This is a genomic window from Pedococcus dokdonensis, from assembly GCF_900104525.1.
Classification (GTDB): domain Bacteria; phylum Actinomycetota; class Actinomycetes; order Actinomycetales; family Dermatophilaceae; genus Pedococcus; species Pedococcus dokdonensis.
Window position 1 is genome coordinate 2,543,091 of record NZ_LT629711.1, and the last position, 26,183, is coordinate 2,569,273.

Here is a 26,183-nt window from a genome sequence, read left to right on the forward strand (position 1 = left end):
GCGCGCGTGTGACTCAGGCCACAAGTCTGGAGGCAGCTCGGTCGGTCCCTGCCGACCGTTCCGGGATACGGACGGGTAGCGTCCGCCGGCTCCCCCGAGTCCTTGCGGGATCCGACGTGCCCTGGTCCGCCGGATCCCGCAAGGACTCGTGCCGGGCGGGTGACGGATCGGCGCAGGTCAGACAGGATGTCCGCCATGACGGACTGGATCGAGGACACCATCGAGCGGGTCGAGAACGTCGTCTACCTCGCCGTGGCGGTGATCCTCTTCGCGGTCGCCGCGGTCGTCATCGTCAAGACGGTCCTCACCTTCGGCGACCTGGGGAGCGGCAGCGTCACCGACGTGGCGGCCAACATCCTCGACCTGCTGCTGCTCGTCTTCATCGTGGTCGAGCTGCTCTTCGCGGTGCGGACCACGCTGGCGCGTCGCGAGCTCGTGGCCGAGCCGTTCCTGCTCGTCGGCATCATCGCCTCGATCAAGGAGATCGTCGTGCTGTCGGTGAAGGCACCCGACCTGGTGGGCAAGCCCGAGTTCGCCGACAACCTGCGGCTGATGGCCCTGCTCACCGGCACGATCATCCTGCTGGCGCTCTCGTCCTTCATGCTGCGGCGCAAGGAGCGCGAGCCGAGCGAGGGCACCAACTCCGGTCACGGCGCCGACGAGGAGGCCCAGACCTCCGGTTCGAGGTGATATCCCTCCGGATTCCGGTGGGATATCACCTCGAACCGGGAAGCGGGGTCAGGGCTGGCGGCGGCTCAGGGTCCAGGCGTCGGCCTCGTCCAGCGGGCCCGGCGCGACGCGGCTGAAGACCAGCCGGTCGTGCAGCCGGTTGCGCCGACCACCCCAGAACTCGACCTCGTCGCAGACCACCCGGTAGCCACCCCAGAAGTCGGGGACCGGCACGTCGGCGGGGTCGCCGTGGTCGGGGAACTGCGCGGCATACCTCGCGTAGGCGTCCTCGAGCCCCTGCCGCCCCTCGATCGGCTGGGACTGGCGCGACGCCCACGCCGAGATGCGCGAGGCCCACGGACGTGAGCCGAAGTAGCCGGCCACCTCGTCGCGGGAGAGCTGCTCGGCCACCCCCCGGAACCGGATCGCCCGGAACATCGCCGGCCAGGTGAGCGCGGCCGCGATGCCACCGGTCGCGGCGATCTCGAGCCCCTTGGTGGACTGGGTGCCCGTGACGAAGCCGGGGCCGTTCGCGTCGAAGAACCGCATCAGCACGGTCCGCACGTTCGGTCGGCCGGCCCCGTCGACGGTGGCGACCGAGATGGCGTACGGCTCGGGCACGTCGTCCTGCACCCGTGACCGCGCGACCGCGTCGTCGACCCACAGCCGCGCCTGCTCCCACGGCGTCGCGGCGACCTCCGCCTCGGAGATGCCCTCACCCGTGTAGTCCGTGCGCAGTACGTCACTCATGGTCGAAGACTAGGCGTCCGAGGTTTCTGTTCTCCTGCTACGCCCGCTGCCTCTGATCTCCTGCTACGCCCGGAGTCACTGATCTCCTGCTGCGCCCGCTGCCTCTGATCTCCTGCTACGCCCGGAGTTAGGGTGAAGGCCGGACCAGTCAGGGAGGCAGCATGCCCAGCAGAGGCAAGGCAGTCGGCAACCTCGTGAAGTGGGGCGTGAAGTACGGCCCGCACGTCGTCGTGCTGGCCCAGCAGGCCAAGGAGCCCGCGATGAAGGCGGCCCAGTCGGCGCTCGACCGGCAGAAGGCGAAGCGACGCGCGATCGAGCACGCGTCGACGGTGCGGGAGGGCACCGTCCTGAAGACGTTCGACCCGCGGGTCGATCATGGCGAGCCGGTGTGGGTGGTGTTCGCGGGTGACGACCCGATCGCCGCGCACCCGAGCACCACGACGCCGATCGCGGAGCTGATCGCCAACAGCGACCTGTCCACCCGGGTGCGGCCCGCCGACGTCCAGACCCCGGCCGCCCGGCTCAAGGAGCTGCCCCGACGCAGGATGAAGCGCACCCGGTGACCGCCCTCTCGCCGGTGACCGACGGCGCCCGCAAGCAGCTGGCGTCCGCGCTGCGCTCGCGGGTCGCCGGGAAGGACGCCCAGGTCAAGGCCGAGCGGATCTGGGGCGCCAAGGGTCCGCGCTGGTTCACCCCAGACGACCCGATCTGGCGGGTGCACGCCGACGCGGCGATGTTCCCCGGCGGCATCCGGGCGCTGCTGCTGCAGTCGTTGCACCCGATGGCGATGGCCGGCGTCGCGGGCCACTCCGGCTACAAGGGCGACCCGTGGGGACGGCTCCAGCGCACCAGCGAGTTCCTCGCGACCACGACCTTCGGCACCATCGAGCACGCCGAGGAGCAGATCGCCCGGGTGCGGTCGATCCACGAGCGGGTGCGCGGCAAGGCGGAGGACGGTCGCCCCTACTCCGCGAGCGACCCGCACCTGCTGGCCTGGGTGCACGCCACCGAGGCCGACAGCTTCCTCACCGCCTACCAGCGCTACGCAGTGCAGCCCCTCACCGACGCGGAGGCCGACCGTTACGTCGAGCAGAGCGGACTCGTGGCCGCGGCGCTCGGCGTGGTCGAGCCGCCCACCACGGTCGAGGCGCTGGCCGCGACCATCGACGCCTACCGGCCCGAGCTGCAGTCCACCGCCGCGGCGCGCGACGCGGCCCGATTCCTCCTCGTCCACCCACCGCTCCCCCTCGCTGCCAAGCCCGGGTATGCCGCGTTGGCGGCGGGCGCCGTGGCGATGCTCCCCCGGTGGGCCAGGCGGCCGTTGCGGCTGCCGTGGCTGCCCGTGACCGAGCGGCTGGTCGGCCGCCCGCTGGGGGGCGTGGCGACCTCGACGGTGCGCTGGGCGATGGCCGACGCGACCGACGAGCGGCGCAAGGCTGCGCAACGGCACGGCACCGCGGTCTGAGCGTCCCGACCCACCAGCGGCCAGGAGCCTCGGCCAATCGCCCGGGATTCTCGCGCCCTCGCGGCGTTGGGCGCGGGCTAGTCGGGCAATGGGCCGGTTCCTTCAGCGCCAGCGCCAGTGCCAGCGAACAGCGGCGGCCGCTCAGGGCGTCGGGTGGTGGGCGTCGTAGCGCACGAACCCGGGTTGCAGCCGGGCGAGCACGACGATCGCGAGCACGCAGGCGAGACCACCGACGACGGCGGTGCGCGCCTCGCCGATGCCGTGCGACAGGAAACCGCCGGCCATCTCCCCCAACCTGGGGCCGCCCGCCACGACGACGATGAAGACGCCCTGCAGCCGGCCGCGCAGGTGGTCGGGGGTGGCGGACTGCAGGATCGTCGTGCGGAACACCGCGCTGACCGAGTCGGACGCACCGGCGACCGCCATCGCGACGAGGCCGACCCACAGGGCGGCGCCACGCGACAGCGCCCCACCGGCCGCGAGCATCGCGGCACCGAACCCGGCGATCGCGAACCCCCAGCCCACGATCGACACCAGGATCGCCAGGCCCTGCCGTCGCACGTGGCCGAGCTGACCCGAGAAGAACATCGCGAGGATCCCGCCCACCGCGGCCGCGGCGGACAGCGCGCCGACGGTCTTGGCGCCGCCGCCGAAGATCACCGCGCCCGCCGCCGGGAACAGCACCCGCGGCTGGGCGAGGAGCATGGCGCAGATGTCGGCGACGAAGGTCATGCGGACGTTGGGTCTGGTTGCCAGGAAAGCGAACCCGTCGAGCACCGACTTCAGACCGGGTCGGGTCGGCGCCGCGCCTTCCTCGCCGGGCTCGGGCGGCAACGAGGGCAGTTTCGCCAGGCCCCACAGTGCGGCGGTCGTGATGATCGCGTCGGTCGTGTACGCCGCCTTGAAGCCGCCCCAGTCGACCAGCACGCCGGCCATCAGCGGGCCCACCGTCATCGAGGCGTTCATCGCGAAGACGGACAGCGCGTTGGCGGCGGGCAGCAGGTCGCGCTGGAGGATGCGCGGATAGATCGACGACCGCGCGGGCGACGACACGGCGAACGCGCCGTTCCACAACGCCACCAACGCATAGAGCACCCAGACGTGGGTGTTGCCGAGCCAGGCCTGGAGCGCGCAGAGGATGCTCGACACGAAGGCGATCGCCTGCGCGATCAGCCCGACCCTGCGCCGGTCGAAGTGGTCGACGAGCGCGCCGCCGTACAGACCCATGAAGACCAGCGGCACCAGCGCGCACAACCCCACGATGCCCACCGCAGCCGTCGACCTGGTGATGTCGTAGACCTGCAGCCCGATGGCGACCACCGCGAGCTGGGAGCCGACGTTCGAGAGGGTGAACCCGACATACAGCCGCCGGTACGGCGCGTTCTCCCGCAACGGCGTCAGGTCGAGGAGCAACGGCACGACGTCGACTGTATGCCGCCCCCTCCCCACGGTCTTTGAAGGGTTCACCACGCCTGGGTGGGGTCAACCCTTCAAAGACTCAGGCGGGGCAGGCGCGACCGCGGCCCACGGTGCCGTTAGCGTCGTGGCCATGGACCCACGCCCCCGGATCGCCCTGCTCATCGACGCCGACAACTCCTCGGCCTCGAAGATCGACCTGATCCTCAACGAGCTCAGCGCCTACGGCGAGACCAGCATCCGCCGCGCGTACGGCAACTGGACCAAGGCCGGGCTGAAGCCCTGGGCCGAGGTGCTCCACCCCCGCGCGATCCGTCCGGTCCAGCAGTACGACTACAGCCGTGGCAAGAACGCCAGCGACATGGCGATGGTCGTCGACGCGATGGCGCTGCTCTACAACGACCACCCGGACGCCTTCGGCATCGTGTCGTCCGACGCCGACTTCACCCCGCTGGTGATGCACCTGCGCGAGAAGGGCGCTGCCGTCTACGGGTTCGGCGAGCGCAAGACCCCCGAGCCGTTCCGGTCGGCCTGCACCACGTTCCTCTTCCTGGACCAGCTCGCCGAGCCCGACGAGGAGGCGGCCGAGCCGGCCAGGGAACCTGCCCCGGGACCGGCCCCGGAACCGGTCAAGGGCCCGGTGAAGAAGGCAGCGAAGAAGACCGCGGCGAAGGCCACACCGAAGGCCGAAGCCAGCCCGGCCCGGCGCAGCACGGCCGAGCTCCGGCAGGACGGAGGGCTCGTCCGGCTGCTCCGCAACGCCGTCTCGAGGGCCGCCGACGACGACGGCTGGGCAAGCGTCGGCGCGGTCGGGAACAGCATCTCCAACCAGTCGTCGTTCGACTCGCGGAACCACGGCTACGCGTCACTCAGCAAGCTGATCAAGGCCACCGAGCTCTTCGAGGTCCGCACCGAGGGCAATTCGATGTCCGTCCGCGACAAGCGGCAGGCCCGCAGGTCCTGAGGTCTGCGCGACGGGGACGGCCCCTGACCGGACCCGTGAGAAACGTCAGTCGGCGACCTTGAGGCCGAGCTCGTGGGCGAGCGCGGGGGCGAGGTCGATCAGCTGGAGTGCGGACACGGTCGCTCCTCGCAGCCCGGCGACACCCCGCGGCCCGGCGAGGTCGGCGCCGGTGAGGTCGACGTCCTTGAACGTGCCCCGTCCGAAGTCCGGCGACACCAGCCGGCAGCCCTCGAACGAGACGCGGGTGAGCTTCGCCTCGGCGAAGTCGGCCTCCACGAGCTGGCAGTCGACGAACTCCACGTCCACCAGCGTCGCCCCCCGGAAGTTGGCGAACTCGATCTTGCACCCCTCGAACCGCACCCGCGCCAGCTCGGACCCGTAGAGCGCCACCGCCCCGAGCCGCGCCCCTTGCACGACGCAGTCGGCCCACGTTGACTCGGCCAGGTCGAGACCGGCGCCGTGCACGGCATACAGGTTCGTCTCGGAGAACCGGGCGCGAGACGCCTTGAGCTCACTGAGGTCGCACCCGCGGAAGGTGCACTCGAGGAACCGCGAGCCCCCGGCCGACCCGCCATCGAGGCCGTCGGCGAAGGCCTCTCCGTCGTAGTCCGTCTCAGGTCTCAGCTGGGGTCCGGGCACCGGTCCATGGTGGCCCATCGGGCGGACAGTGCAGAATGAACCCGCCAGTAGGTTTCCGGCCGCCCCACCGGGCGGCCCCCGACCATCCCCCAGTGCCGAGAGGACACCGATGTCCGACAGCGACTTCAAGCCGGGCCTCGAGGGCGTCATCGCCTTCGAGTCAGAGATCGCCGAACCCGACAAGGAAGGCGGTGCGCTCCGCTATCGGGGTGTCGACCTGAAGGACCTGGTCGGCAAGGTCAGCTTCGGGCAGGTCTGGGGACTTCTGGTCGACAACGAGTTCGACCCGGGCCTCCCGCCGGCCGAGCCGTTCCCGCTGCCGGTGCACACCGGCGACATCCGCGTCGACGCGCAGTCCGCGATCGCCCAGCTGGCGCCGCTCTGGGGTTTCAAGCCGCTGCTCGACATCTCCCCCGAGCAGGCGCGTGACGACCTGGCCCGCGCGTCGGTGATGATCCTGTCGTTCATCGCCCAGTCCGCCCACGGCCAGCACAGCCCGATGGTGCCGCAGGCCCGCGTCGACGAGGGCAAGACGATCGTCGAGCGGTTCATGATCCGCTGGCGCGGCGAGCCCGACCCCAAGCACGTCGAGGCGATCGACTCCTACTTCACCTCCGCGGCCGAGCACGGCATGAACGCCTCGACCTTCACCGCCCGCGTCATCGCCTCGACCGGCGCCGACGTCGCGGCCTGCCTGTCCGGCGCGATCGGCGCGCTGTCGGGTCCGCTGCACGGCGGTGCCCCCTCGCGCGCACAGCACATGATCGAGGGTGTCGAGCGCACCGGTGACGCCCGCGCCTACGTCAAGGGCGTCCTCGACCGCGGCGAGCGCCTGATGGGCTTCGGCCACCGCGTCTACCGCGCCTACGACCCGCGCGCCGCTGTCCTGCGCGACACCTGCGAGCGGCTCGGTGCCCCGCGCTACCAGGTGGCGCTCGAGCTCGAGCAGGCCGCGCTCACCGAGCTGCGTGAGCGCCAGCCCGATCGCGTCCTCGAGACCAACGTCGACTACTGGGCTGCCGTGCTGCTCGACTTCGCGCAGGTGCCGGGCGACATGATGACCCCGCTGTTCGTGTCGGCGCGCACCGCCGGCTGGTCGGCGCACGTCCTCGAGCAGAAGAAGACCGGCCGCCTGATCCGCCCGAGCTCGCGCTACATCGGCGAGGGCCCGCGTGGCCTCGACGCCGTGAAGGGCTACCAGGGCTGACGCCCGCGCACGACCGAGCGGTATGCCGCGTGGCTGGCTCAGCCCCGCGGCATACCTGGGCTGCCCGAGCGGTCCGGGTGGTGGACCTCACGTCCCACGCCTCGGGACGGGGTGAGAGACTGACCGCGTGACCGAGACTGCGACGCCCACGATCCCCGCCGACCTGCTGCCCAAGGACGGCCGGTTCGGCTCCGGGCCCTCCAAGGTGCGGCCCGAGCAGGTCGACTACCTCGCCAGCCTGGGCACCACCCTGCTCGGCACCTCGCACCGGCAGGCGCCGGTCCGAGACCTCGTCGGGGCGGTCCGCGAGGGCCTGTCCGAGCTGTTCAGCCTCCCTGACGGCTACGAGATCATCCTCGGCAACGGCGGCTCGACGGCGTTCTGGGACATCGCGGCGTTCGGCCTGGTGCGCGAGCGGGCCCAGCACCTGGCCTTCGGCGAGTTCTCGTCGAAGTTCGCGACGGTCACCCAGAACGCGCCCTTCCTCGGCGACTCCACCGTCATCAAGGCCGACCCGGGCACCCTGGCCGCCCCGCAGGCCGAGGCCGGGGTCGACGTCTACGCGTGGCCGCACAACGAGACCTCGACCGGCGTGATGGCGCCGGTGCAGCGGGTCGAGGGCGCCGACGACGGAGCGCTGGTGCTGATCGACGCGACCTCCGGCGCCGGCGGCCTGCCGGTCGACGTCGCCGAGACGGACGTCTACTACTTCGGCCCGCAGAAGTGCTTCGCCGCCGACGGTGGGCTGTGGCTGGCGGCCTTCTCGCCGGCGGCCCTCGCCCGGGTCGACGAGATCGCCGCGTCCGGCCGTTGGGTGCCCGACTTCTTCAGCCTGCCGACGGCCGTGAGCAACAGCCGGCTGAACCAGACCTACAACACCCCCGCCCTCGGCACCCTCGCCCTGCTGCGCAGCCAGGTCGACTGGCTGAACGGCCAGGGCGGGCTCGACTGGGCCGTGCAGCGCACCGCCGACTCCAGCGGACGCCTCTACGACTGGGCCGAGCGCACGGCATACACCTCGCCCTATGTCGCCGACCCGGGAGCGCGCTCGCAGGTGGTCGCGACCATCGACTTCGCCGACGAGGTCGACGCGAGTGCGGTCGCCAAGACGCTGCGGGCGCACGGCGTCGTCGACGTCGAGCCCTACCGCAAGCTGGGCCGCAACCAACTGCGCGTCGCGACGTTCCCCGCGGTCGACCCCGAGGACGTCTCGGCCCTGATTGCGTGCATCGAGCACGTTGTGGGCTGACCGCCCGCACCCGCAACACGGCAGTTGCGCACACTTCCCGGCAGAAATAACCGGTCGATTTGCGACGCAACTGCCGTTTTGCGTGCTGAAACAGGCACTTTCAGGCGTTGGCCGCGCGTAACCTCGAGCCGAACCGCTCGTTGACCCTCGTGTGAGCGGGGTGGCACGCCGAGAGGCGTGACGACGACGAGGTCGAGGAGAGCCGGACGATGACACGCACGATGCGACTGCCGTGGCGGACTGCTGCCGGAGCCGTTCCTGCCATCGTCCTCGTCGCGAGCGGGATCGCGCTCGCCACGACGGGCGGCAACCCGGCGACCGACATCGTCGCCGACTCCGCGCCACTGGTCACCGTCCCGGACACCGCGCTGCAGCACCTCGACGCGCCCGAGCTGCCCTCGCTCCCCGAGCTGCCGGCCCCCGACGAGGCGGAGCCGACCCCGCTCTACCAGGGTGCCGGGCTCCCCTCCTCGATGAGTGCCAACGGCATCCCCGCAGCGGCCCTCGACGCCTACCGACGCGCGGCCACCATCGTCGACGCGGCCGACGCCGAGTGCCGGATCGACTGGGCGCTGATCGCAGCCATCGGCAAGGTCGAGTCCAACCACGGCCGCTACGGCGGGAACGGCATCGACCGTGACGGCACGGTCCGCCCGGGCATCTACGGCATACCCCTCAACGGCCAGAACAACACCGCGAGGATCAGCGACACCGACGGCGGCAGCTACGACCGCGACGCCACGTGGGACCGCGCGGTCGGCCCGATGCAGTTCATCCCGGGGACCTGGCGGGTGGTGGGTGTCGACGCCAACGGCGACGGCCGCAAGGACCCCCAGAACATCGCCGACGCCGCGACGGCCACCGCGGTCTACCTCTGCTCCGGCCCCGGTGACCTGAGCACCGAGCCGGGCGCTCGCTCGGCCGTGCTCCGCTACAACCACAGCGACGCCTACGCCGACCAGGTGCTGGCGATCGCGGCCGGCTACCGCGGCGGCTACACCGTGGTGCCGGCGTCCGACCTCACCGCGGGGCAGCGCAGCGACTCGCCGTTCCTGCCGTCGGGTGAGCCTCGACCGATGGCGACCTACGACCCGGTGGCGGCGTCGAAGCCTGCGCCGAAGCCGGGCAGCAAGCCCGGCAAGGGCGGCTCGACCAAGCCCGGCAGCGGGACGGGCGGCGGCACGGGTGGCTCGGCCACCCCGACGCCCACGCCGTCCTCGACCAGCGGTGGCGGCGTGACGGACGTGGTCGGTGGCGTGGTGGGTGGCATCGTCGGCGGGATCACCGGCTCGACCCCGACCCCGACGTCGTCGACCCCGCAACCGAGCACCACGCCGACGCCCACCCCGACGACGCCCGCCCTGCCGCTGCAGGTGCTCCCCGTCGGCGGCAAGTGCCCCACCGGCTATGACCCCGTGCTCAACGTCCTCGGCGTCGTCGTCCTCTGCACCCTGCACTCCTGACCGTCCAGGGCGACCGCCGACCAGCCCCCCACCGCACCCCACCGCGTTGAGCGACGCAATCTCATGCAAAAGGCGAGTTAGCGCCGCCGTCCCCCGGCGCTAACTCGCCTTTTGCATGAGATAGCGACGCGAGGACGGCAGCGGGTATGCCGCGAGGCCGGCTAGCGGACGAAGCTCGCCACGACCGCGGCGGCCACCACGATGACCAGCACCGCGATGGTCACGCGCCGGCGGAAGACCGGGGTCATCGGCGCGTCACCGGGCCACCTCGGGCACCGGTTCGGACACCTCAGGCTGCGGGAGCGTGCGGATCCGGAGGCGCGGGCGGCGCTGCGACTCGTAGCTCACCTGCACATTCTCGTGCCTGGCCGTCCAGATCGACACCACCACGAGGGTGAGGCCGACGGCGATGGTGCCGATCGCGATGGTCCAGCGCGGACCCGACACGTCGCCGATCCAGCCGATCAGGGGGGCGCCGAGCGGCGTCCCACCCATGAAGATCGCCATGTAGAGAGCCATCACCCGGCCCCGCATGGCGGGGTCGACACTCAGCTGCACCATGGCGTTGGCGGTGGTGAGCGCAGTGAGGGCGGACAGGCCGACCGGCACGAGGGAGAGCGCGAAGAGCGGGTAGCTGGGCGCCACGGCGGCCAGGCCGGTGGACAGGGTGAAGCCGACCAGCGCGACGAGCAGGATGCGCAGGCGCGGCTTGGCACGTCGGGCCGAGAGCAGGGCGGCGGTGAGCGAGCCGATCGCCATGATCGAGCCGAGCAGCCCGTACTCCTCCGGGCCCTTGCCGAACTCCTTGGTCGCCATCAGCGCGGTGGTGATCTGGAAGTTCATCCCGAAGGTGCCGAGCACGAAGACGAGCAGCATGACCAGCTGGATGTCGGGACGGCTCCGGACGTAGGCCACGCCCTCGCGGATGGCACCCTTGCCGCGGGCCAGCGCCGGCGCGGGACGCAGCTCGCTGCGTCGCATCGAGGCAAGGGCCAGCAGCACCGCCACGAAGGTCAGGGTGTTGAGCATCAGGGTCCACCCGGTGCCGAACCCGGCGATGGTCAGGCCGGCCACGCCGGGGCCGATCAGCCGGCCGGCGTTGAACGAGGCGCTGTTGAGCGACACGGCGTTGGCCAGCCGGTCGCGCGGCACCATCTCGGAGACGAACGTCTGCCGGGCCGGGTTGTCCACCGCGGTGGCGATCCCGGTGAAGAGCGCGATGCCGTAGACCATCCACAGCTGCGCCGTGCCGGTGACGACGAGCAGGCCGAGGACGAGGGACGACAGGGCGAGCGAGGTCTGGGTGACAGCGAGGATCCGGCGCTTGGGGTAGCGGTCCGCGATCATCCCGGCCCACGGGGCGAGCAGCAGGAAGGGCAGGAACTGCAGGCCCGTGACGATGCCGAGCGCCGAGGACGAGTGGTTGGTCAGCTCGGTGAGTACCAGCCAGTCCTGCGCGACCCGGCCCATCCAGGTGCCGATGTTGGAGACGAACGCACCAGTCGCGTAGACGCGGTAGTTGCGGACGCCGAGGGAGGAGAAGGTGGGGCTCACTCGTTGGCCACCCGGGTGAGGATCGCGGACGCCTGGCGCAGGATGTCCTGCTCCTCGGCGGTGAGGTGACCGACGCGCACCGACATCCAGGCGTCGCGCTTGCGGCGGATGTCCTTGAGCAGGCTGGTGGCGTCGCGGGTGAGCGACAGGATCACCTGGCGGCGGTCCGCGGGGTCGGCGGTGCGCTCGACGAGGCCACGCTCGACGAGGGCGGCCACCGTGCGGGTCATGCTGGGGGCGCTCACCTTCTCGATCTCCGCGAGCTCGCCAGGGGTGCGCGGCGCCTCCTCGAGGCGGCAGAGCACCGAGAACTGGTGCGGCGCAACAACATGCGTGCTCTCGAACCGCACACGGCGGGAGATGCGCATGCAGGCGAGACGGAGCTCACCGGCGAGGGCGGAGACCGCGGAGGGCGAGAGACCGGCGTCGGCACCGCGTCGGGCGCGGGCGGGCGGTGGGGTCATGGGCATCTCTCCTAGGTCGATACTTAGCATAACTCATTACCTGTGCTAAGTATTTCGGTCTCACCCAGTGACCCTGGTGGAAGGCGCGGGCCAGTGGCCGGCCGAGGCGGGAGGGGTATGCCGCGCAATAGGGTTGGCGTCGTGCCCGTCCGGCTGCGCCTCCTCGACCGGGTCACCTGGGATGACGCACCGATCCCCGGCGACCGGCTTGCCGCGCTGCTCGCGACCCTGGCGTCTCATCCGCACGGACTGCCCGACGAACGGCTCGTCGAGGAGGTCTGGGGCGACGAGCCACCGGCGAAGCCGACCAAGGCGCTGCAGGTGCTCGTGTCCCGGCTCCGATCGCTCGACCGGCGGCTGGTGGTGCGCCACGACGGGGGCTACCGGCTCGGCGTCGACGCCGACGAGGTCGACGCCTGGGTGGCGCACGACCAGCTGACCGGTGCGCGGCACCGGCTCGATGCCGGCGACACGGCCGCGGCGGAGGCGCTCGCCCGGCTCGCGCGCCAGCGCACCGTGGGCGAGCCCGGCGCGCCGGGGCCGCTCGCCGAGCTGCGCGACCGGGCGGCCGAGGACCTGCGTGGCGCTGACCGCGTGCTCGCGCTCGCCCTGGCCCGCAGCGGGTCCCCCGCCGAAGCCGTGCCGCTGCTGGCCAGGCTGCAGGAGCGGTCGCCCGACGACACCGCCGTGCTGGCCGCCCTGCTGCGGGCCGAGCGCGAGACGTCAGGCGTCGCTGCGGCACTGAGCCGCTACGCGGCATACCGGGCCGATGTGGCCGACCGGCTGGGAGTCGAGCCCGACCCGGCACTGCAGCGGATCCACCGCGAGCTGCTCGCCGCCGACGCGCCGGTGCACACCGGCGTGCACTACGACACCGACGACCTGCTCGGTCGTGACGAGGACCTCGGCCGGCTGCGGACCGCGCTGGCGACCGGACGGCTGACCACGGTGCTCGGCCCCGGCGGCATCGGCAAGACCCGCATCGTGCACGTCCTGGCCCGCGAGGCCCCCCAGCCGCGGGTGCACGTCGTCGAGCTCGTCGGCGTCGCGTCGGGTGACGACGTCGTGGCCGAGGTCGGCGCCGCCCTGGGAATCCGCGGTTCGGTGACCACCCGGCACGCGCTGACACCAGCGCAGCAGGCCGACGTCCGAGGGCGGATCGCGCAGGAGCTCGACAGTGGCCCGACCCTGCTCGTCCTCGACAACTGCGAGCACGTACTCGAGGCCGCGGCGGGACTGGTGGCCTTCCTGCTCGTGACGACCCGCGACCTCAGCGTGCTCACGACGAGCCGCGCACCGTTGCGGATCGCGGCCGAACGCGTGGTGCCGCTCACCCAGCTGGCCCCCGACCACGCCGCCGACCTGTTCGGGCGCCGGGCGCGCGCGGTCCGGCCCGATGCCCGGCTCGACCCCGCGGGCGTGGCCGCCGTCGTGGAACGGCTCGACGGGCTCCCCCTCGCGATCGAGCTCGCGGCGGCGCGGGTCCGCACCATGTCGGTCGAGGAGATCCGGGCGGCGCTCGACGACCGGTTCGGGCTCCTGCGCAGCCGCGACCGGGCCGCCCCCGAGCGGCACCGCACCCTGACCGCAGTCATCGGCTGGTCCTGGGACCTGCTCGGCGACGGTGAGCGCGACGCAGCGGCGACGATGTCGGTCTTCCACGACGGGTTCGACGCGGCCACCGCCCGCTCGGTGCTCGGCCCGGCCTCGATGGACCTCGTGGAGGCGCTCGTCGACCAGTCCATCGTGACCGTCGACGACGAGGGCGACGGCACGCGGTTCCGGATGCTCGAGACGATCCGCGAGTTCGCCGCGGCCCGGCTGGTCGAGGCGGGGCGGCAAGACGAGGCGCTGGCACGGCAACGGGACTGGGCGCTCGAGCTGGTCGCCGCCCATGGCGATGTGTTCTTCGCGCCCAAGCAGGTGGAGAGCGTCGAGGCCCTGCTCGCCGAGGAGAACAACCTCACCGACGTGCTGCGTCGGGCCGTCGCCGACGACGACCCCGTCACCATGGCCGAGCTGCTCGGGAGCCTCGGGGCGCTGTGGACCATCACCGGCAACCACGCCCGCATCTTCGCGGTCGCCGACGCCGCCGCGACGCTCCTGTCGTGGTGGACGCCCGAGGACGACCGCGCCCGCGAGGCCGGCTTCGTCGCCGCCGCGCTGCTGCTGGTGCACCTCAACTGGATCCCCGGTCGCGACAGCAGCGACCTGCGCGACGCGGTCGCGTCCTGGGGCGAGCCGACGTCGGCGTGGGCCCGTGCCGCGCGGGCGATGTTCGTGGTGCACGACGACCGCGATGCCGCCCAGCGGCTGGTCGACCTGGCCGACGCCGAGACCGAGCCCCAGAACTCCGCGATGCTGCTGATGTGGGCCGCGATCATGGCCGAGAACGACGGTGACGTCGCCCAGGCCCGCGCGCACACCCTGCGGGCGCTCGAGGGCGCCGAGCTGACCCCATACGTCGAGGCGTCCCTGCACTCCGAGCTGTCGCAGCTCGCCAGCTACGAGGGCGACCACCACCTCGCGGCGCACCACGCCGAGCTCGCCTGGCCGACCCTGATGCGGCTGCACGCCTACGACGATGCCAGCGCCCTGCGGTTCACCACGGCGGTGTCGCTCCTGCTCGACGGCGACCTCGATGGCTGCGAGCGGATGCTCGCCGACGTCGGTGACGCCTCGGAAGGCGGTCAGCTCGGCTCCCGCATGCTGCTGGCGGCCGCCCGCGCCGAGCTGGCCCTGGCGCGGGGCGACCTCGAGGCCGGCTTCGCGGCCTACGACCGCGCCCTCAGTGAGGTGATGGTCGAGATCCCCGGCTGGTCCGGTGCCCTGACACCGTGGGTGCTGATCGCAGCCTCGGGAGCCCTGGGCGCCCACGTGCTCCACACGACGTCCGGACCCGACCAGAGGGCCGACCAGCTCGCCGAGCTGGTGCTGGGACCGGTGCCGGGCAACCCCGGCCCGGCCCTGCCGCTCGACGACCTGCCGCTCGGCGGGGTGGGGCTGGTGGCCGTGGGGGGTTGGGCGTTGCGGCACGGCGGCACCGGCCGCGAGGAGACCGCGCTGCGGCTGATGGCGATCGCCCGGACCTGGGCCTACAACCAGTCGCTGCCGTCGGTGCGCTGGGACCGGTTCGTCGCCCTCGCCGACGAGGTCCGGCCCGGTCGCCTCGACGTGCTCCTCGCGGAGTATGCCGGGCGGCCCGGACCGGACCTCGTGCCGGAGGCGGTGGACCTGCTTCGGTCGCTCACCTCACCCTGACGCCCCAGCAGGAACCTTTGCTAGCAAAGGAAACTTGGTGAAGGACAGGTTGCAACCTGTCCGTCACACCGGAACCTTTGCTAGCAAAGGTTCGTGCACCGCGGGTATGTCGGGCGGCGGGCTCGCGCTCACATCTTCCGGTTGAAGCTCCGGACCGAGAGCGGCGCGAAGATCGCGATGACCGCGGCCAGGCCGAGCACCGCCCAGCCGACCTCGGCGGTGACGGCGCCGTCGTTGGCGAGGTCTCGGATCGCGGAGATGACGTGGCTGACCGGGTTGACGTCGGCGAAGGCCCGGAGCCAGGACGGCATCGTCGTCGTCGGGACGAACGCGTTGGACAGGAAGGTCAGCGGGAACATCACCATCAGCGAGACACCCTGCACGCCCTGCGCGGTCTTGCCGATCGTCCCGAACCAGGTGAAGATCCACGCCAGCGACCAGCCCGCGAGCATCGCCAGCAGGATGGCGCCCAGCACCCCGAAGAACCCGCCGCCGGGCCGGTACCCCATCGCGAAGCCCGTCGCGAAGGTCAGGGTCGACGCAATCGCGTAACGGATCAGGTCGGCGACCATCGGCCCGGCCAGCGGGGCGGTCCGCGCGATCGGCAGCACCTTGAACCGGTCGAAGACGCCCTTGTCCATGTCCTCGCGCAGCTGCACACCGGTGGCGACGCAGGCGGTGAGCACGGTCTGGCCGATCAGGCCGGTGATGATGGTGGGCAGGTAGTCCTTGACGCTGCCACTGATCGCCCCGCCGAAGATGTAGGCGAACATCGCGGTGAACAGCAACGGCTGGATGGTCACGTCGAAGAGCTGCTCGAAGTTGCGGCGCATCTTCACCGTCGCGCGCCAGGCCATCGTCCCGGTCTGGGAGAACGTCTGGGCGAGCGACACGTGCCGCGTCAGGTCTGCGCCTGGGAGGACCAGCGCGACGGCGGCAGCGGCGGTGGCGGGGGTGGGGGTGGTCGTGGTGGTGGTCATGATGCGGCCTCCAGCTCGCTCGTGGTTTCCCTGTGGTCGGACGGCTCCGTGTCGGAGGGCTCCTCGGTGCCGTGGCCGGTCAGGGCCATGAACACCTCGTCGAGGGAGGGCTTCTGCACGGTGAGCGACTCGATGCCGACGCCCTGCTCGCGCAGTGCGACGAGCACGTCGACGGCCTGGTCGCTGCGCTCGAGCGGCACGGCCAGCCGGCGCGCCTCGGGCGACGGCACGGCCTCCTCGCCGACCAGGCGACGGGCGGTGGCAGCAGCCGCGTCCAGGTCGTCGCGGTCCGCGAGGTGCAGCACCAGGGAGCTGCGGCCGACCGACGACTTGAGCTCGTCGGAGGTGCCCTGCGCGACCTTGACGCCACGGTCGATGACCGCGATGCGGTCGGCCAGCTGGTCGGCCTCGTCGAGGTACTGCGTGGTCAGCAGGACGGTGCAACCCTCGGTGACGAGCTCGCGGATGGTGTCCCACATCTGCCCGCGGGTGCGCGGGTCGAGGCCGGTGGTCGGCTCGTCGAGGAAGATCAGCGGCGGCCGGGTGATCAGGCTGGCGGCCAGGTCGAGCCGGCGCCGCATGCCTCCGGAGAACGCGCTGATCGCCTTGGTGGCCGCCTCGGTCAGGTCGAACTGCTCGAGCAGGTGACCCGCCCGGCGGCGCGAGTCGGCACGGCTGAGGCCCTGGAGCCGGCCGAAGAGGATGAGGTTCTCGGTGGCGGTGAGGTTCTCGTCGACCGAGGCGTACTGCCCCGTGACGCCGAGCAGCTGGCGGACGACGTGGCCGTCCTTGCGGACGTCGTGCCCGAACACCTCGGCGGTGCCGCCGTCGACCGGCAGCAGGGTGGCGAGCATCTTGAGCATGGTGGTCTTGCCGGCGCCGTTGGGTCCGAGGACGCCGAAGACCTCGCCGCGGCGGACCTCGAGGTCGATCCCGTCGACGGCGCGCTGGTCGCCGAACGTCTTCACCAGTCCCCTGGCGTTGACTGCGAGTGTGTCGGTGGAGTTCATGCGCCCAGCCTGCGCGCGCCCGCCTACACGGTGGTTTCACGGTGGCCTCGCGCGGTTTCACGACTCCCGACACAGGTATGCCGCGTGGCCCCCACACGGGGACCACGCGGCATACCCAGGTGGTTGCCTGCGGCGTCAGCCGACGCCGAGGACCTCCTTGATCGGGGTGATCGCGAAGTAGATGACGAACAGCGCGGACACCGTCCACAGCAGCGGGTGGATGACCGAGGCCTTGCCGCGCACCACCTTGATCAGGGTGTACATGACGAAGCCGGCGCCGATGCCCACGGTGATCGAGTAGGTGAACGGCATGAGCACGATCGTGAGGAACGCCGGGATGGCGATGTCGAGGTCGTCCCAGTCGATGCCCTTGACCTGCTGCATCATCAGGAAGCCGACGACCACGAGGGCCGGGGTGGCCGCCTCGTAGGGGACCACCTTGACCAGGGGGGCGAGGAAGGTCGCGAGCAGGAACATCACGCCGGTGACGACCGATGCCAGACCGGTGCGGGCGCCCTCGCCGACACCGGCGGCGGACTCGATGTAGGACGTGTTCGACGAGACCGAGCCGGCACCACCGGCGATCGCGGCGACCGAGTCGACGAGCAGGATCTTGTCGGAGTTCGGCGGGTTGCCGTGCTCGTCGAGCAGGCCACCCTCGGCACCGACCGCGACCATCGTGCCCATGGTGTCGAAGAAGTCGGCGAGCAGCAGGGTGAAGACCAGCAGCAGCGCCGCCACGAAGCCGAGCTTGTCGAACGAGCCGAGCAGGTTGAAGTCGCCGATCAGGGAGAAGTCGGGCACGTCGAGCACCTGGTCGGGCAGCGCGGGCACGTTCAGGCCCCAGCCGGCCGGGTTGACGAACTTGCCGGTGCCGTCGAACTGGCCGCCGATCTTGCCGATCGCCTCCACGATGATCGCCAGGACCGTGCCGCCGAGGATGCCGTAGAGGATCGCGGCCTTCACCTTGCGGACCATCATCACGACGATCGCGATGAACCCGATGACGAACACGAGCAGCGGCCAGCCGTTGAGGTTTCCGCCGATGCCGAGCTCGACCGGGACCGGGCCGGCGCCGGTGCGGCGCACGAAGCCGGCGTCGACCAGGCCGATGATCGTGATGAACAGGCCGATGCCGACCGAGATCGCGGTCTTCAGCTGGCCCGGGATCGCCTTGAAGACGGCCTGGCGGAAGCCGGTCAGCACGAGCACGAGGATGATCACGCCCTCGATGACGATCAGGCCCATGGCGTCGGCCCAGGTCATCTCGGGCAGCTTGGCGATGCCGAAGGTGACGAACGCGTTGAGGCCGAGCCCGGTGGCGAGCGCGAGCGGGTAGTTCGCGACGATGCCCATGAGCAGCGTCATCACGCCCGCGACGAGGGCCGTGCCCGCGGCGACGAGGGTCTGCGCCTTGACGATGTCGCCGCCACCGAGAAAGCTGCCCGAGCCGTCCTGCTGGGTGCCGATGATCAGCGGGTTGAGGACCACGATGTAGGCCATCGTGAAGAACGTGACCAGACCGCCGCGGACCTCGCGGGAGACGGTCGAGCCACGCTCGGTGATCCGGAAGAAGCCGTCGAGTCCGCCGGCCCGGGCCGGGGAGGGACGTTGCGCCGCCTTGGGCGGGGATGAGGGCTTGGCCATGGGCAGCAGGGTAGGGCCTGCGTGATCCCGAATCGTGAAGGCTACGCTGCCCGGATGGACGAGTCGCAGGAGCGGGCCCCGGAGCGCACCGCGGAGGAGCTCCAGCCCCTCGCCGTCAGCACCGCCCGGGTCGTCCTCTGGGGTGAGCTCGGCTGGGTCGCGGCACTCGTCGTGATCCTCGCGGTGCCCGCCCTGCACGAGGGAGAGCGCGACTGGTGGCCCTGGGTCCCGGTCGCCGGGATCCTGCTCGGCCTGCTCGGGTACTCCTACGTCCGCCGCGGCCGCGGCAACGCCGCCGGCGCCAAGTAGCTCCCCCTGTCGGCACCGTCGGCACCGTCGGCACCGCCGACACCGCCGACACCGTCGGCGCTGCGGCGCCGTCGGCGCGGTGGCGCCCTCCTGCGTCAGCGTCGGGCTCAGACGAGGTCGTAGGCGATCTCGTCGACGATCGGGGTGCCGGTCATCAGCGGCTCGACCGGCTCGGCGTCGACCTCGGAGTGGGCGCCGCAGCCGTGGTCAAGGCTCACGACGCGACCGTCGGAGGGAGACCAGGCGTTGGCGCACACGCCGAAAAAAGACCGGAGTGCACCTGCCATCGGGAGGAAGTAGCCACAGGTCGAGCACGGCGCCGAGGCCTTCTCGGCGACGGCGGCGTGGGGGCCGTTCTCGCCCTCGTACCAGCGCTGCGCCGCGGCCTCGCGTCCTTCGGCCGACAGGACCCGTTTGCGGCCGAGTCCCAGCTCGTACGCGGCGAGCTCGTCGACCTCCTCGTCGCCGGTCGCCTCGAACCCGGCCTCCAGCAGCGGGTCGTCCTCCTTGTAGGGGAGCACGTCGCCGGCGCCGAGGTCACCGGGAGCCAGCCGCTCGGCATACGGGAGCCACTCGGGTGAGAGCAACGCACCCTCGCCCGGCACGAGGTTGGTCTCGCAGATTGTCGCGGTCTTGCCGCGCGGCACGCGGGCGACGGTGATCGCCCAGCGCCAGCCCGGGTAGGCGCCGGCGGTGCAGGCGAAGTAGTGCGTGGCCAGCCGCTCGTCTACCATCTCCATGCCGAGGTGGTCCCCGACGGTGCCGCGCTCGGCGATCGACTCGGCGGCCTCGCGCGCGAGGTCGACGGCTGCGGTCAGGACGGCGTCCGCCTTGAAGGTGGGCATCAGGGCTCGATCTGGTCGGCGAGGAAGCGCAGGACGGCGGCCAGCTTGGTGGCGTGGTCCTTCTCGGGACGACGGCCGCGACGCAGCGAGTTCGACGCGTTGTCGAGCAGCTTGATGGCGTCCTCGACGAGCGGCGCGAGGTCCTCGGGGGACTTGCGCGAGGCCTCGCGCTTGCCGGCGCTGACCGTGGGGGCGGCCTCGAGCAGGGTGACCTGCAGGGCCTGCGTGCCCCGCCGGCCCTCGGCCACGCTGAACTCCACGCGGGTGCCGCCCTTGAGCGTGGACACGCCCTCGGGAAGCGCGTTCGCGTGCAGGAACACGTCGCTTCCGTCGTCGTCGGAGATGAAGCCGAAGCCCTTCTCCGCGTCGTACCACTTGACCTTGCCAGTGGGCACTTGACTTCCTCTTGCCTCGAAAAGTGTGTGGGGTGCGCCTTTGCGCACTCGCAAGGCTAACGGAGCGGTCCAAATCCTTGTGCCGTATGCCGTCGGGGCCGGCCGCGCGGGAAACCCGGGTGACCGCTGTCGGTGGCGTGCGGGAGGATCGACCGGTGAGTGAGCAGTCGACGTCGGGGCACGGCATCCGCGAGTTCTGGGCGGCCCTGCCACCTGCCGGGCGGTGGCTGCTCTCGACGGTGGCGGTGCAGACCCTGGGCCGTGGCCTGACCCTGCCGTTCACGGTGATCTACATCCACGAGGTGCGTGGCATCTCGCTCGACCTCGCCGGGTTGCTGATGGCGTTCATCGCGGTGGTCGCGCTGGCGGTGACCGGCCCGGCGGGTGCACTGACCGACCGGCTGGGTGCCCGCACCATGCTGCTGTGGGCCACGTCGGCGCAGCTCATCGGCTGCGTGGTGCTGGCCTTTGCCACCACGCCCCTGCTGTTCGCCGTCGGCTTCCTGTTCATCGGGTTCAACTTCGGGGTCTCGTGGCCGGCCTTCAACGCCCTGGTCGCCTCGGTGGTGTCCGGCCAGGCGCGGCAGCAGTACTTCGGCATCAACTTCGCGCTGGTCAACCTGGGCATCGGGCTCGGCGGCGTGATCGGCGGCCTCTACGCCGACGTCGACGACCCCACGTCGTTCAGCGTGATCTTCCTGGCTGACGCGGCCAGCATGCTGGTCCCGATCGGGCTGCTGCTGGGGCCGCTGCGCCACGTCCACGGCCGCGCCGACAAGCCTGCCGACGCCGAGGTCGGCGAGGGCTCCTACCTCACCATCCTACGCAAGCCGGCTGTGGTGTGGCTGACCCTGCTGACCTTCCTCGGGGTCTTCGTCGGCTACGGCCAGATGGAGGCCGGGTTCCCCGCGTTCGCGCGGCAGGTCAGCGGTGTCTCGACCGGGGTGATCGGGTTCGCGTTCGCGATCAACACCGCCGTCATCGTCGGGCTCCAGTTCTTCGTGCTGAAGCGGATCAGCGGCAAGCGGCGCACCCGGGTGCTCCTCGTCATGGTCGCCCTCTGGTCCGTGGCGTGGGTCGTGCTCGGCCTCACCGGGCAGGTCAGCGGCACGTGGGCGGCCTCCGCGGGCGTGCTGCTCTTCCACGCGCTCTTCGCGCTCGGCGAGACCCTGCTCCAGCCGACCATCCCCGCGATCACCAACGACATGGCGCCCGACCACCTCCGCGGCCGCTACAACGCGGTCAACGCCGGCGCGTTCCAGGCCGGCACCATCCTGGGGCCGGTCGTCGCCGGGTTCATGCTCAACCACCGGTGGTCGACGGCGTTCGTGGCGATGATCGTGGCGGGCTGCGCGGTCATGGTGGTGTTGTCACTGACCCTCGAGCGTCGGATCACGCCGTTCGTGAACGGCCTCCAGGAGGAGGATCAGCCGAGCGCGGCCGGTTCGATCCCCCAGCGGGCCGTCCAGGACTGACCGGGCTCGAGCACGACCAGCCCGTCACCGCTGTTGAAGGCGTTGGCGGGGCACGACATCGGCTCCACCGCGATGCCGCGCACGCCGTCCACCCAGGAGTCCTTGCCCTTCGCGGTGAAGACCTGCACCCAGTCGAGAGCCGCGTCGCCCCAGACCGTCACGTCGCCGTGCTCGAGGCCGCCGACGACCACCTGCCAGGCTCCGTCGGGCCGGGTGCGGGTGAGCTCGGTGAAGGCCGTGTCGAGGGCGGTGTCGCCCAGCGGACGGCGGTCGCGGAAGTCGGTGGCGGTCCGCACCGCTGCCGTCCCGGTCGGGATCAGCTGCTCGTCGACCAGCACCTCGGTCGCAGCCGGGATGCTCAGCTCGACCGCGGCCAGCGGCGTGGCACCGAGCGCCACGTAGGGGTGCGCCCCGAAGCCGAAGGGTGCCGGCCGGTCGCCGACGTTGGTCGCGTGCACGCTGACGACCAGACCGTCGCTCTCGAGGACATAGTTGACGCTGAGGTCGAGGATGCCGTCCCACCCCGGTTGGGGATGCAGCCGGGTGCGCACGGTGAGGGCCGACCAGTCGTCGTCGTGCCAGTGCAGCTGCCAGGTGGCCCACCGCACGAGCCCGTGGCTGGCGTTGTGCAGCGCGGCCTCGCTGAGACCGAGCTGGAGCTCGGCACCGCCGAAGGCGTACTTCCCGTCGCGGATCCGGTTGGGCCACGGCATCAGCACCTGACCCCGACCGGCCCGGCATACCTCGTCCTCGGCGTAGCCGGCCAGGACGTCGGTGCCGTCGACACGGTAGGTGCGCAGGCCGCCGCCGACCTCGACGACGGTGGCCTCCTGGCGCCCCTGTCGGATGGTCCACTGCTCGCCGCTGGGGGAGATCGTCACGCGCTCACGCTAGTGCCCTCCGCCCCTCCGGACCGAGGACACGACGCGCCGGCCCGAGGGCTCGATGACCGTCGCTGGCCCGGCGTGGCGTGTCCTCAGTGCGTGGAGCGTTCAGCCCTTGCGGGTCCCGGTGATCATGACCGCCTTGCCGCCGGTCTTCTCGGCGACCACCAGCACCGTGTCACCCGCGGTGAGCGCCTGGGTGCGGCCCCTCGTGTCGTCGTCGATGGCGTAGGTCGCGGTGAAGCCGTCGTCGCTCTTGACCGTCACGGCCGTGTCGGTGGCCTTGGTGACCGACCCGCGCTGCAGCGTCATCACGACGGCCTTGCCGTCCTGCTGCACGGTGAACTCGCCGTGCTGGACGTCGCCGAGTCCCATCGCACCGCGCATCAGCTGACCCATGCCGTTGCCGCTGCCGTTGCCGAGCCCGTTGCCCATGCCGGGTCGCTCTGGGAGGCCCTTGCCGTTCCCGTTCCCGTTTCCGTTGCCCTGACCCCGTTGGCCGGGGCCCTGCGGCATCCGGTCGAGCTTGCGCTGCTGGCCCGGGGGCAGCCCCTGACGGTCGTTGCGCACCCGCTCCATCCGCGGGTGGTCGTCCTGGGAAGCGCGCACGGCCACCAGGGCCACGGTGCCGACCGCACCGAGCACGAGCAGGGCAGTCAGCGCGCTGGCGACGACCACGGCGATCAGGCCGCCGGTGGTCGAGGTCGCCTGCCGCCACAGCCCGGGCCCCTTCGGCGGCGGACCGCCCGGACCGGCCGGTCCTGCGGCAGGTGGCCCGGTGGGCGGGGCTGGGGGCTGGCCAGGCGGTGGCCCGGCGGCGGCGGCCTGGGCGCGGGCCGGTCCGGCCGCGGCAGCAGCGGGTCCGGCCGCCGCGGGTGCCGCTGGGGCGGCGGCTGCCGGCATCGGCTGCGTCGCGGCGGGGATGGCGGCTGTCGGAGCGTCGGCCGGTGGCTGAAGCGGGGTCGAGGGCTGGGACGCGGTCGCGGCGTCGCCGCCTGCGGCGACGTCCGGCGAGGCGGGTTGCGGCTTTGACGACCCCTTGGGGGTGCGCGGCTTGCTGGGTCCGGTCGGCTCCGACATGGCGCCTCCTCTCGTTGCCACAAGTGTGCTTGACGAGCCTGTGCGTGGCATGGGAAACGGCTGAGAGTCTGACCGTCCGGCCGAGGCGACTACCGTGGGGCGGTGGCCGCCTCCCCCTCCTCCCGTCGACCGACCGCGCCCCCGGCCGCCGCACCGGCCGCCGCGCCGGCCACTGCGCGGGCCGCTGGTTCGACCACGCGGACCGGCCCGGCTTCGACGGCACGCTCGATGGCCGACGACGTCCGCGAGCGCACCGACGGTCAGCTGGCCGAGCTGCTGCGTCGTCGACAGGACCTCGCCCGCCCCGCGCCCGCGGACCTGTCCGCGCTCGCCGCCCGGGCCGGCACCCGAGCGAGCGTGCAACGCGCGGTCGACTCGCTCGACCTGGCCCACCTCCAGGTCCTCGAGGCGGCCCTGGCCATGCCGTCGCCGCTCGACGCACCGGTCGTCGCCGCCCTCCTCGGCGTCGCAGCCGACCAGGTCGAGCCGCTGCTCGACGACCTGTGGGCGCTGGCCCTGCTGTGGCGCAGCCCCGAGGGCCTGCGCGTCGCGCGCACCGTGGCGGAGGTGCTGCCCCACCCGGCCGGGCTCGGGCCGCGCGCCGCCGACAGCTTCGTCGACGTGCCTGACGAGGAGACGGTCCGCGCCCTCACCCACGACGCACCGGCCGCCGCGCGGGCCATCCTCGACCGGCTGACCTGGGGCCCGCCACTCGCCGTCCTCCCGCCAGGCACCCCCGATCGGGTGGCCGAGGCAGCGCGCTGGTTGCTCGAGAAGCACCTCGTGCTGGCCCCCGCGGCCGACCAGCTCGTGCTCCCCCGCGAGGTCGCCCTGGCGCTGCGCCAGGGCCGCAGCCACGCGGCTCCCGCACTGCAGCCGCCGGCGCTCGTCGGCGCCCACCGCACGGACTCCGAGGTCGACGCCGCCGCCGGGCAGCAGGTCACCGACCTGCTCGCCCTCGTCGACGAGCTCGCCGCCGAGTGGGGTCTGCGTCCGCCGCGCGTGCTGCGCTCCGGCGGCCTCGCCGTGCGCGACCTCAAGCGGCTGGCCTCGGTGCTCGATGTCACCGAAGCGCGGGCCGCCTTCGTCGCCGAGCTCGCGTATGCCGCCGGCCTCCTCGCCGACGACGGGTCCCTGGAGCCGTCGTGGGCGCCGACGCCCGCCTACGACGAGTGGCAGCAGCACCCCGGCCCTCAGCGCTGGGCGGTCCTCGCCCGCGCCTGGCTGCTCACCACCCGCGCCCCACACCTCGTCGGCACCACCCCCGCGGGCGCGTCGGGCACCGTCAACGCCCTGGGGCCCGAGGCGCACTGGCCACCGGCCCGGGGCCTGCGCAAGGACGTCGTCGACCAGCTGGCTGCGGCCACACCCAGGCTCGCGCCCGACCGCGAGAGCATCGCCACCGCACTGGGCTGGCACCGGCCACGCCGGGTGCCGGCTCGCCTCGACACCGTCGTCGGGGCGGTGCTGGGCGAGGCGGAGTGGGTCGGTGTCACCGGTCGCGGCGCCATCTCCAGCGCCGGGCGGGCGCTGCTCGACGGGCGGTCCGACACCGACCTCGCCGCTGCCATGCAGCCACACCTGCCCGAGCCCGTCGAGCACGTCCTGCTGCAGGCCGACCTGACCGCCATCGCCCCCGGCCCGCTGAGCGGTGGGCTGGCCACCTTCATGCGCCTGGTGGCCGACGTGGAGTCGCGCGGCGGTGCCACCGTCTACCGGTTCACCCAGGAGTCGGTGCGCCGCTGCCTCGACGCCGGGTGGTCGGCCGACCAGGTGCTCGGCGCCCTCGGCGACGCCAGCCAGACGCCGGTCCCCCAGCCCCTCGACTACCTCATCCGCGACGTCGCCCGCCGCCACGGACAGGCCCGGGTCGGCGCGATGCGCGCCTACGTGCGCTGCGACGACGAGGCCACCCTCGGGGCCATGGTGGCCGACCGTGAGCTGAGCCCGCTGCAGCTGCGCAGCATCGCCCCGACGATCCTGGTGTCCCCCGTGGCCGCCGAGACGGTGCTGGAGTTCTTGCGCGACAACGGTTTTGCGCCGGCGGCCGAGACGCCTGACGGCGGCATCGTCGTCCCCACGACCGGCGCCCACCGCACCCCGCAGCAGCGTCGGCCGACGCCGGTGACCGCGCAGACCGTGGACGACGAGCTGGTCACCACCATGGTCGGCGCGCTGCGCGCCGGCGAGGAGGCCGCGGCATACCAGCGCGAGCAGGTGGCGAGCCGCCCCGGACCCACCCTGCCGAGCACCGACCCGACCACCACCCTCGCCGTGCTGCGGGACGCGGCGGCCGACCGTCAGGCGGTGTGGATCGGCTACTCGGATGCCGATGGCCGCACCCAGCGGCTGCTCTTCTACCCCGAGCGGGTCGAGGGGGGACGCGTGCACGGCACTGCCGACGGCACGGCCCGCACGCTGTCGATCCACCGCGTCACGGGGGCCGTCGCGGGCTGA

The 26,183-nt window shown here is 72.2% G+C and carries 23 protein-coding genes; 11 read left to right on the forward strand and 12 right to left on the reverse strand.

All coding sequences use genetic code 11. The features are described from left to right. The first annotated feature begins 195 nt into the window (after nucleotides 1-195). Nucleotides 196-690: a phosphate-starvation-inducible PsiE family protein gene (locus tag BLQ34_RS11915; RefSeq protein ID WP_091785709.1), complete on the forward strand. Its 495-nt coding sequence runs from the start codon at nucleotides 196-198 to the stop codon at nucleotides 688-690. A 48-nt stretch (nucleotides 691-738) separates the two neighbouring features. Here BLQ34_RS11915 and pdxH read toward each other — a convergent pair whose 3' ends face one another. Next, nucleotides 739-1,419: a pyridoxamine 5'-phosphate oxidase gene (gene pdxH / locus BLQ34_RS11920; RefSeq protein ID WP_091785712.1), complete on the reverse strand. Its 681-nt coding sequence runs from the start codon at nucleotides 1,417-1,419 to the stop codon at nucleotides 739-741. Nucleotides 1,420-1,580: 161 nt separating this feature from the next. Between pdxH and BLQ34_RS11925 the strand changes: the two genes are divergently transcribed. Then, nucleotides 1,581-1,982 (forward strand): hypothetical protein, encoded by a 402-nt coding sequence (locus BLQ34_RS11925; protein ID WP_091785715.1) that lies wholly within the window; start codon nucleotides 1,581-1,583, stop codon nucleotides 1,980-1,982. Beyond that, nucleotides 1,979-2,884, forward strand: a complete 906-nt coding sequence (locus BLQ34_RS11930; protein WP_172829396.1) for an oxygenase MpaB family protein — start codon at nucleotides 1,979-1,981, stop codon at nucleotides 2,882-2,884. Before BLQ34_RS11925 ends, BLQ34_RS11930 begins: the two co-directional genes overlap by 4 nt. 141 nt (nucleotides 2,885-3,025) lie before the next feature. On the opposite strand, the gene BLQ34_RS11935 is transcribed toward BLQ34_RS11930, so the two are convergent. Then, nucleotides 3,026-4,303, reverse strand: coding sequence for an MFS transporter (locus BLQ34_RS11935; protein WP_091785718.1), 1,278 nt, complete (start codon nucleotides 4,301-4,303; stop codon nucleotides 3,026-3,028). A gap of 130 nt (nucleotides 4,304-4,433) precedes the next feature. Here BLQ34_RS11935 and BLQ34_RS11940 point away from each other — a divergent pair, with 130 nt between their 5' ends. Beyond that, nucleotides 4,434-5,264: an NYN domain-containing protein gene (locus BLQ34_RS11940; protein ID WP_091785721.1), complete on the forward strand. Its 831-nt coding sequence runs from the start codon at nucleotides 4,434-4,436 to the stop codon at nucleotides 5,262-5,264. Nucleotides 5,265-5,309: 45 nt separating this feature from the next. Here the strand turns inward: BLQ34_RS11940 and BLQ34_RS11945 are convergent, their stop codons facing one another. Further along, nucleotides 5,310-5,903 (reverse strand): pentapeptide repeat-containing protein, encoded by a 594-nt coding sequence (locus tag BLQ34_RS11945; RefSeq protein WP_172829397.1) that lies wholly within the window; start codon nucleotides 5,901-5,903, stop codon nucleotides 5,310-5,312. Nucleotides 5,904-6,012: 109 nt separating this feature from the next. On the opposite strand from BLQ34_RS11945, the gene BLQ34_RS11950 reads away from it, so the two are divergent. The 3 genes from BLQ34_RS11950 to BLQ34_RS19160 all read left to right on the forward strand — a co-directional run bounded on the left by BLQ34_RS11950 (nucleotide 6,013) and on the right by BLQ34_RS19160 (nucleotide 9,822). Beyond that, entirely contained in the window at nucleotides 6,013-7,110 is a 1,098-nt protein-coding gene (locus BLQ34_RS11950; protein ID WP_091785723.1) for a citrate synthase 2, read from the forward strand. Nucleotides 7,111-7,237: 127 nt separating this feature from the next. Continuing rightward, nucleotides 7,238-8,359, forward strand: coding sequence for a phosphoserine transaminase (serC, locus tag BLQ34_RS11955; protein WP_091785726.1), 1,122 nt, complete (start codon nucleotides 7,238-7,240; stop codon nucleotides 8,357-8,359). A 209-nt stretch (nucleotides 8,360-8,568) separates the two neighbouring features. Beyond that, nucleotides 8,569-9,822 (forward strand): lytic transglycosylase domain-containing protein, encoded by a 1,254-nt coding sequence (locus BLQ34_RS19160; RefSeq protein WP_197674695.1) that lies wholly within the window; start codon nucleotides 8,569-8,571, stop codon nucleotides 9,820-9,822. Between the two features lie 255 nt (nucleotides 9,823-10,077). On the opposite strand, the gene BLQ34_RS11965 is transcribed toward BLQ34_RS19160, so the two are convergent. After that, nucleotides 10,078-11,376 (reverse strand): MFS transporter, encoded by a 1,299-nt coding sequence (locus BLQ34_RS11965; protein ID WP_091785732.1) that lies wholly within the window; start codon nucleotides 11,374-11,376, stop codon nucleotides 10,078-10,080. Next, complete coding sequence (locus BLQ34_RS11970) at nucleotides 11,373-11,840, reverse strand: MarR family winged helix-turn-helix transcriptional regulator (RefSeq protein WP_197674696.1); 468 nt, start codon at nucleotides 11,838-11,840, stop codon at nucleotides 11,373-11,375. The genes BLQ34_RS11965 and BLQ34_RS11970 overlap by 4 nt, the downstream gene beginning before the upstream one ends. 141 nt (nucleotides 11,841-11,981) lie before the next feature. Between BLQ34_RS11970 and BLQ34_RS11975 the strand changes: the two genes are divergently transcribed. Next, nucleotides 11,982-15,101, forward strand: coding sequence for a BTAD domain-containing putative transcriptional regulator (locus BLQ34_RS11975; RefSeq protein WP_172829398.1), 3,120 nt, complete (start codon nucleotides 11,982-11,984; stop codon nucleotides 15,099-15,101). 128 nt (nucleotides 15,102-15,229) lie between these two features. Here BLQ34_RS11975 and BLQ34_RS11980 read toward each other — a convergent pair whose 3' ends face one another. The 3 genes from BLQ34_RS11980 to BLQ34_RS11990 form a co-directional block, all read right to left on the reverse strand. Beyond that, nucleotides 15,230-16,081, reverse strand: coding sequence for an ABC transporter permease (locus tag BLQ34_RS11980; RefSeq protein ID WP_091785737.1), 852 nt, complete (start codon nucleotides 16,079-16,081; stop codon nucleotides 15,230-15,232). Then, nucleotides 16,078-17,091, reverse strand: coding sequence for an ATP-binding cassette domain-containing protein (locus BLQ34_RS11985; RefSeq protein WP_091785740.1), 1,014 nt, complete (start codon nucleotides 17,089-17,091; stop codon nucleotides 16,078-16,080). The genes BLQ34_RS11980 and BLQ34_RS11985 overlap by 4 nt, the downstream gene beginning before the upstream one ends. A gap of 135 nt (nucleotides 17,092-17,226) precedes the next feature. Beyond that, nucleotides 17,227-18,738, reverse strand: coding sequence for an NCS2 family permease (locus BLQ34_RS11990; protein ID WP_091785743.1), 1,512 nt, complete (start codon nucleotides 18,736-18,738; stop codon nucleotides 17,227-17,229). Between the two features lie 54 nt (nucleotides 18,739-18,792). Between BLQ34_RS11990 and BLQ34_RS11995 the strand changes: the two genes are divergently transcribed. After that, a complete protein-coding gene (locus BLQ34_RS11995; protein ID WP_091785746.1) occupies nucleotides 18,793-19,047 on the forward strand; it encodes a DUF2530 domain-containing protein in 255 nt (84 codons plus the stop codon). Between the two features lie 107 nt (nucleotides 19,048-19,154). Here BLQ34_RS11995 and BLQ34_RS12000 read toward each other — a convergent pair whose 3' ends face one another. Both BLQ34_RS12000 and BLQ34_RS19435 read right to left on the reverse strand, forming a co-directional pair. Continuing rightward, the gene (locus BLQ34_RS12000) at nucleotides 19,155-19,892 is read right to left on the reverse strand and encodes a DUF3027 domain-containing protein (protein ID WP_091785749.1); all 738 of its coding nucleotides are present in this window, start codon (nucleotides 19,890-19,892) and stop codon (nucleotides 19,155-19,157) included. After that, nucleotides 19,892-20,287: a cold-shock protein gene (locus tag BLQ34_RS19435; RefSeq protein ID WP_091785752.1), complete on the reverse strand. Its 396-nt coding sequence runs from the start codon at nucleotides 20,285-20,287 to the stop codon at nucleotides 19,892-19,894. The genes BLQ34_RS12000 and BLQ34_RS19435 overlap by 1 nt, the downstream gene beginning before the upstream one ends. Nucleotides 20,288-20,442: 155 nt before the next feature. Here BLQ34_RS19435 and BLQ34_RS12010 point away from each other — a divergent pair, with 155 nt between their 5' ends. Then, a complete protein-coding gene (locus BLQ34_RS12010) occupies nucleotides 20,443-21,762 on the forward strand; it encodes an MFS transporter (protein ID WP_231961073.1) in 1,320 nt (439 codons plus the stop codon). Here BLQ34_RS12010 and BLQ34_RS12015 read toward each other — a convergent pair. Next, complete coding sequence (locus BLQ34_RS12015) at nucleotides 21,714-22,643, reverse strand: aldose 1-epimerase family protein (protein ID WP_091785758.1); 930 nt, start codon at nucleotides 22,641-22,643, stop codon at nucleotides 21,714-21,716. The two genes, BLQ34_RS12010 and BLQ34_RS12015, sit on opposite strands and share 49 nt — an antisense overlap. A 111-nt stretch (nucleotides 22,644-22,754) precedes the next feature. Continuing rightward, a complete protein-coding gene (locus BLQ34_RS12020) occupies nucleotides 22,755-23,726 on the reverse strand; it encodes a hypothetical protein (RefSeq protein WP_091785760.1) in 972 nt (323 codons plus the stop codon). A 102-nt stretch (nucleotides 23,727-23,828) separates the two neighbouring features. On the opposite strand from BLQ34_RS12020, the gene BLQ34_RS12025 reads away from it, so the two are divergent. Next, on the forward strand, nucleotides 23,829-26,183 hold the full coding sequence (locus tag BLQ34_RS12025) for a helicase-associated domain-containing protein (protein WP_231961076.1): 2,355 nt from the start codon (nucleotides 23,829-23,831) through the stop codon (nucleotides 26,181-26,183).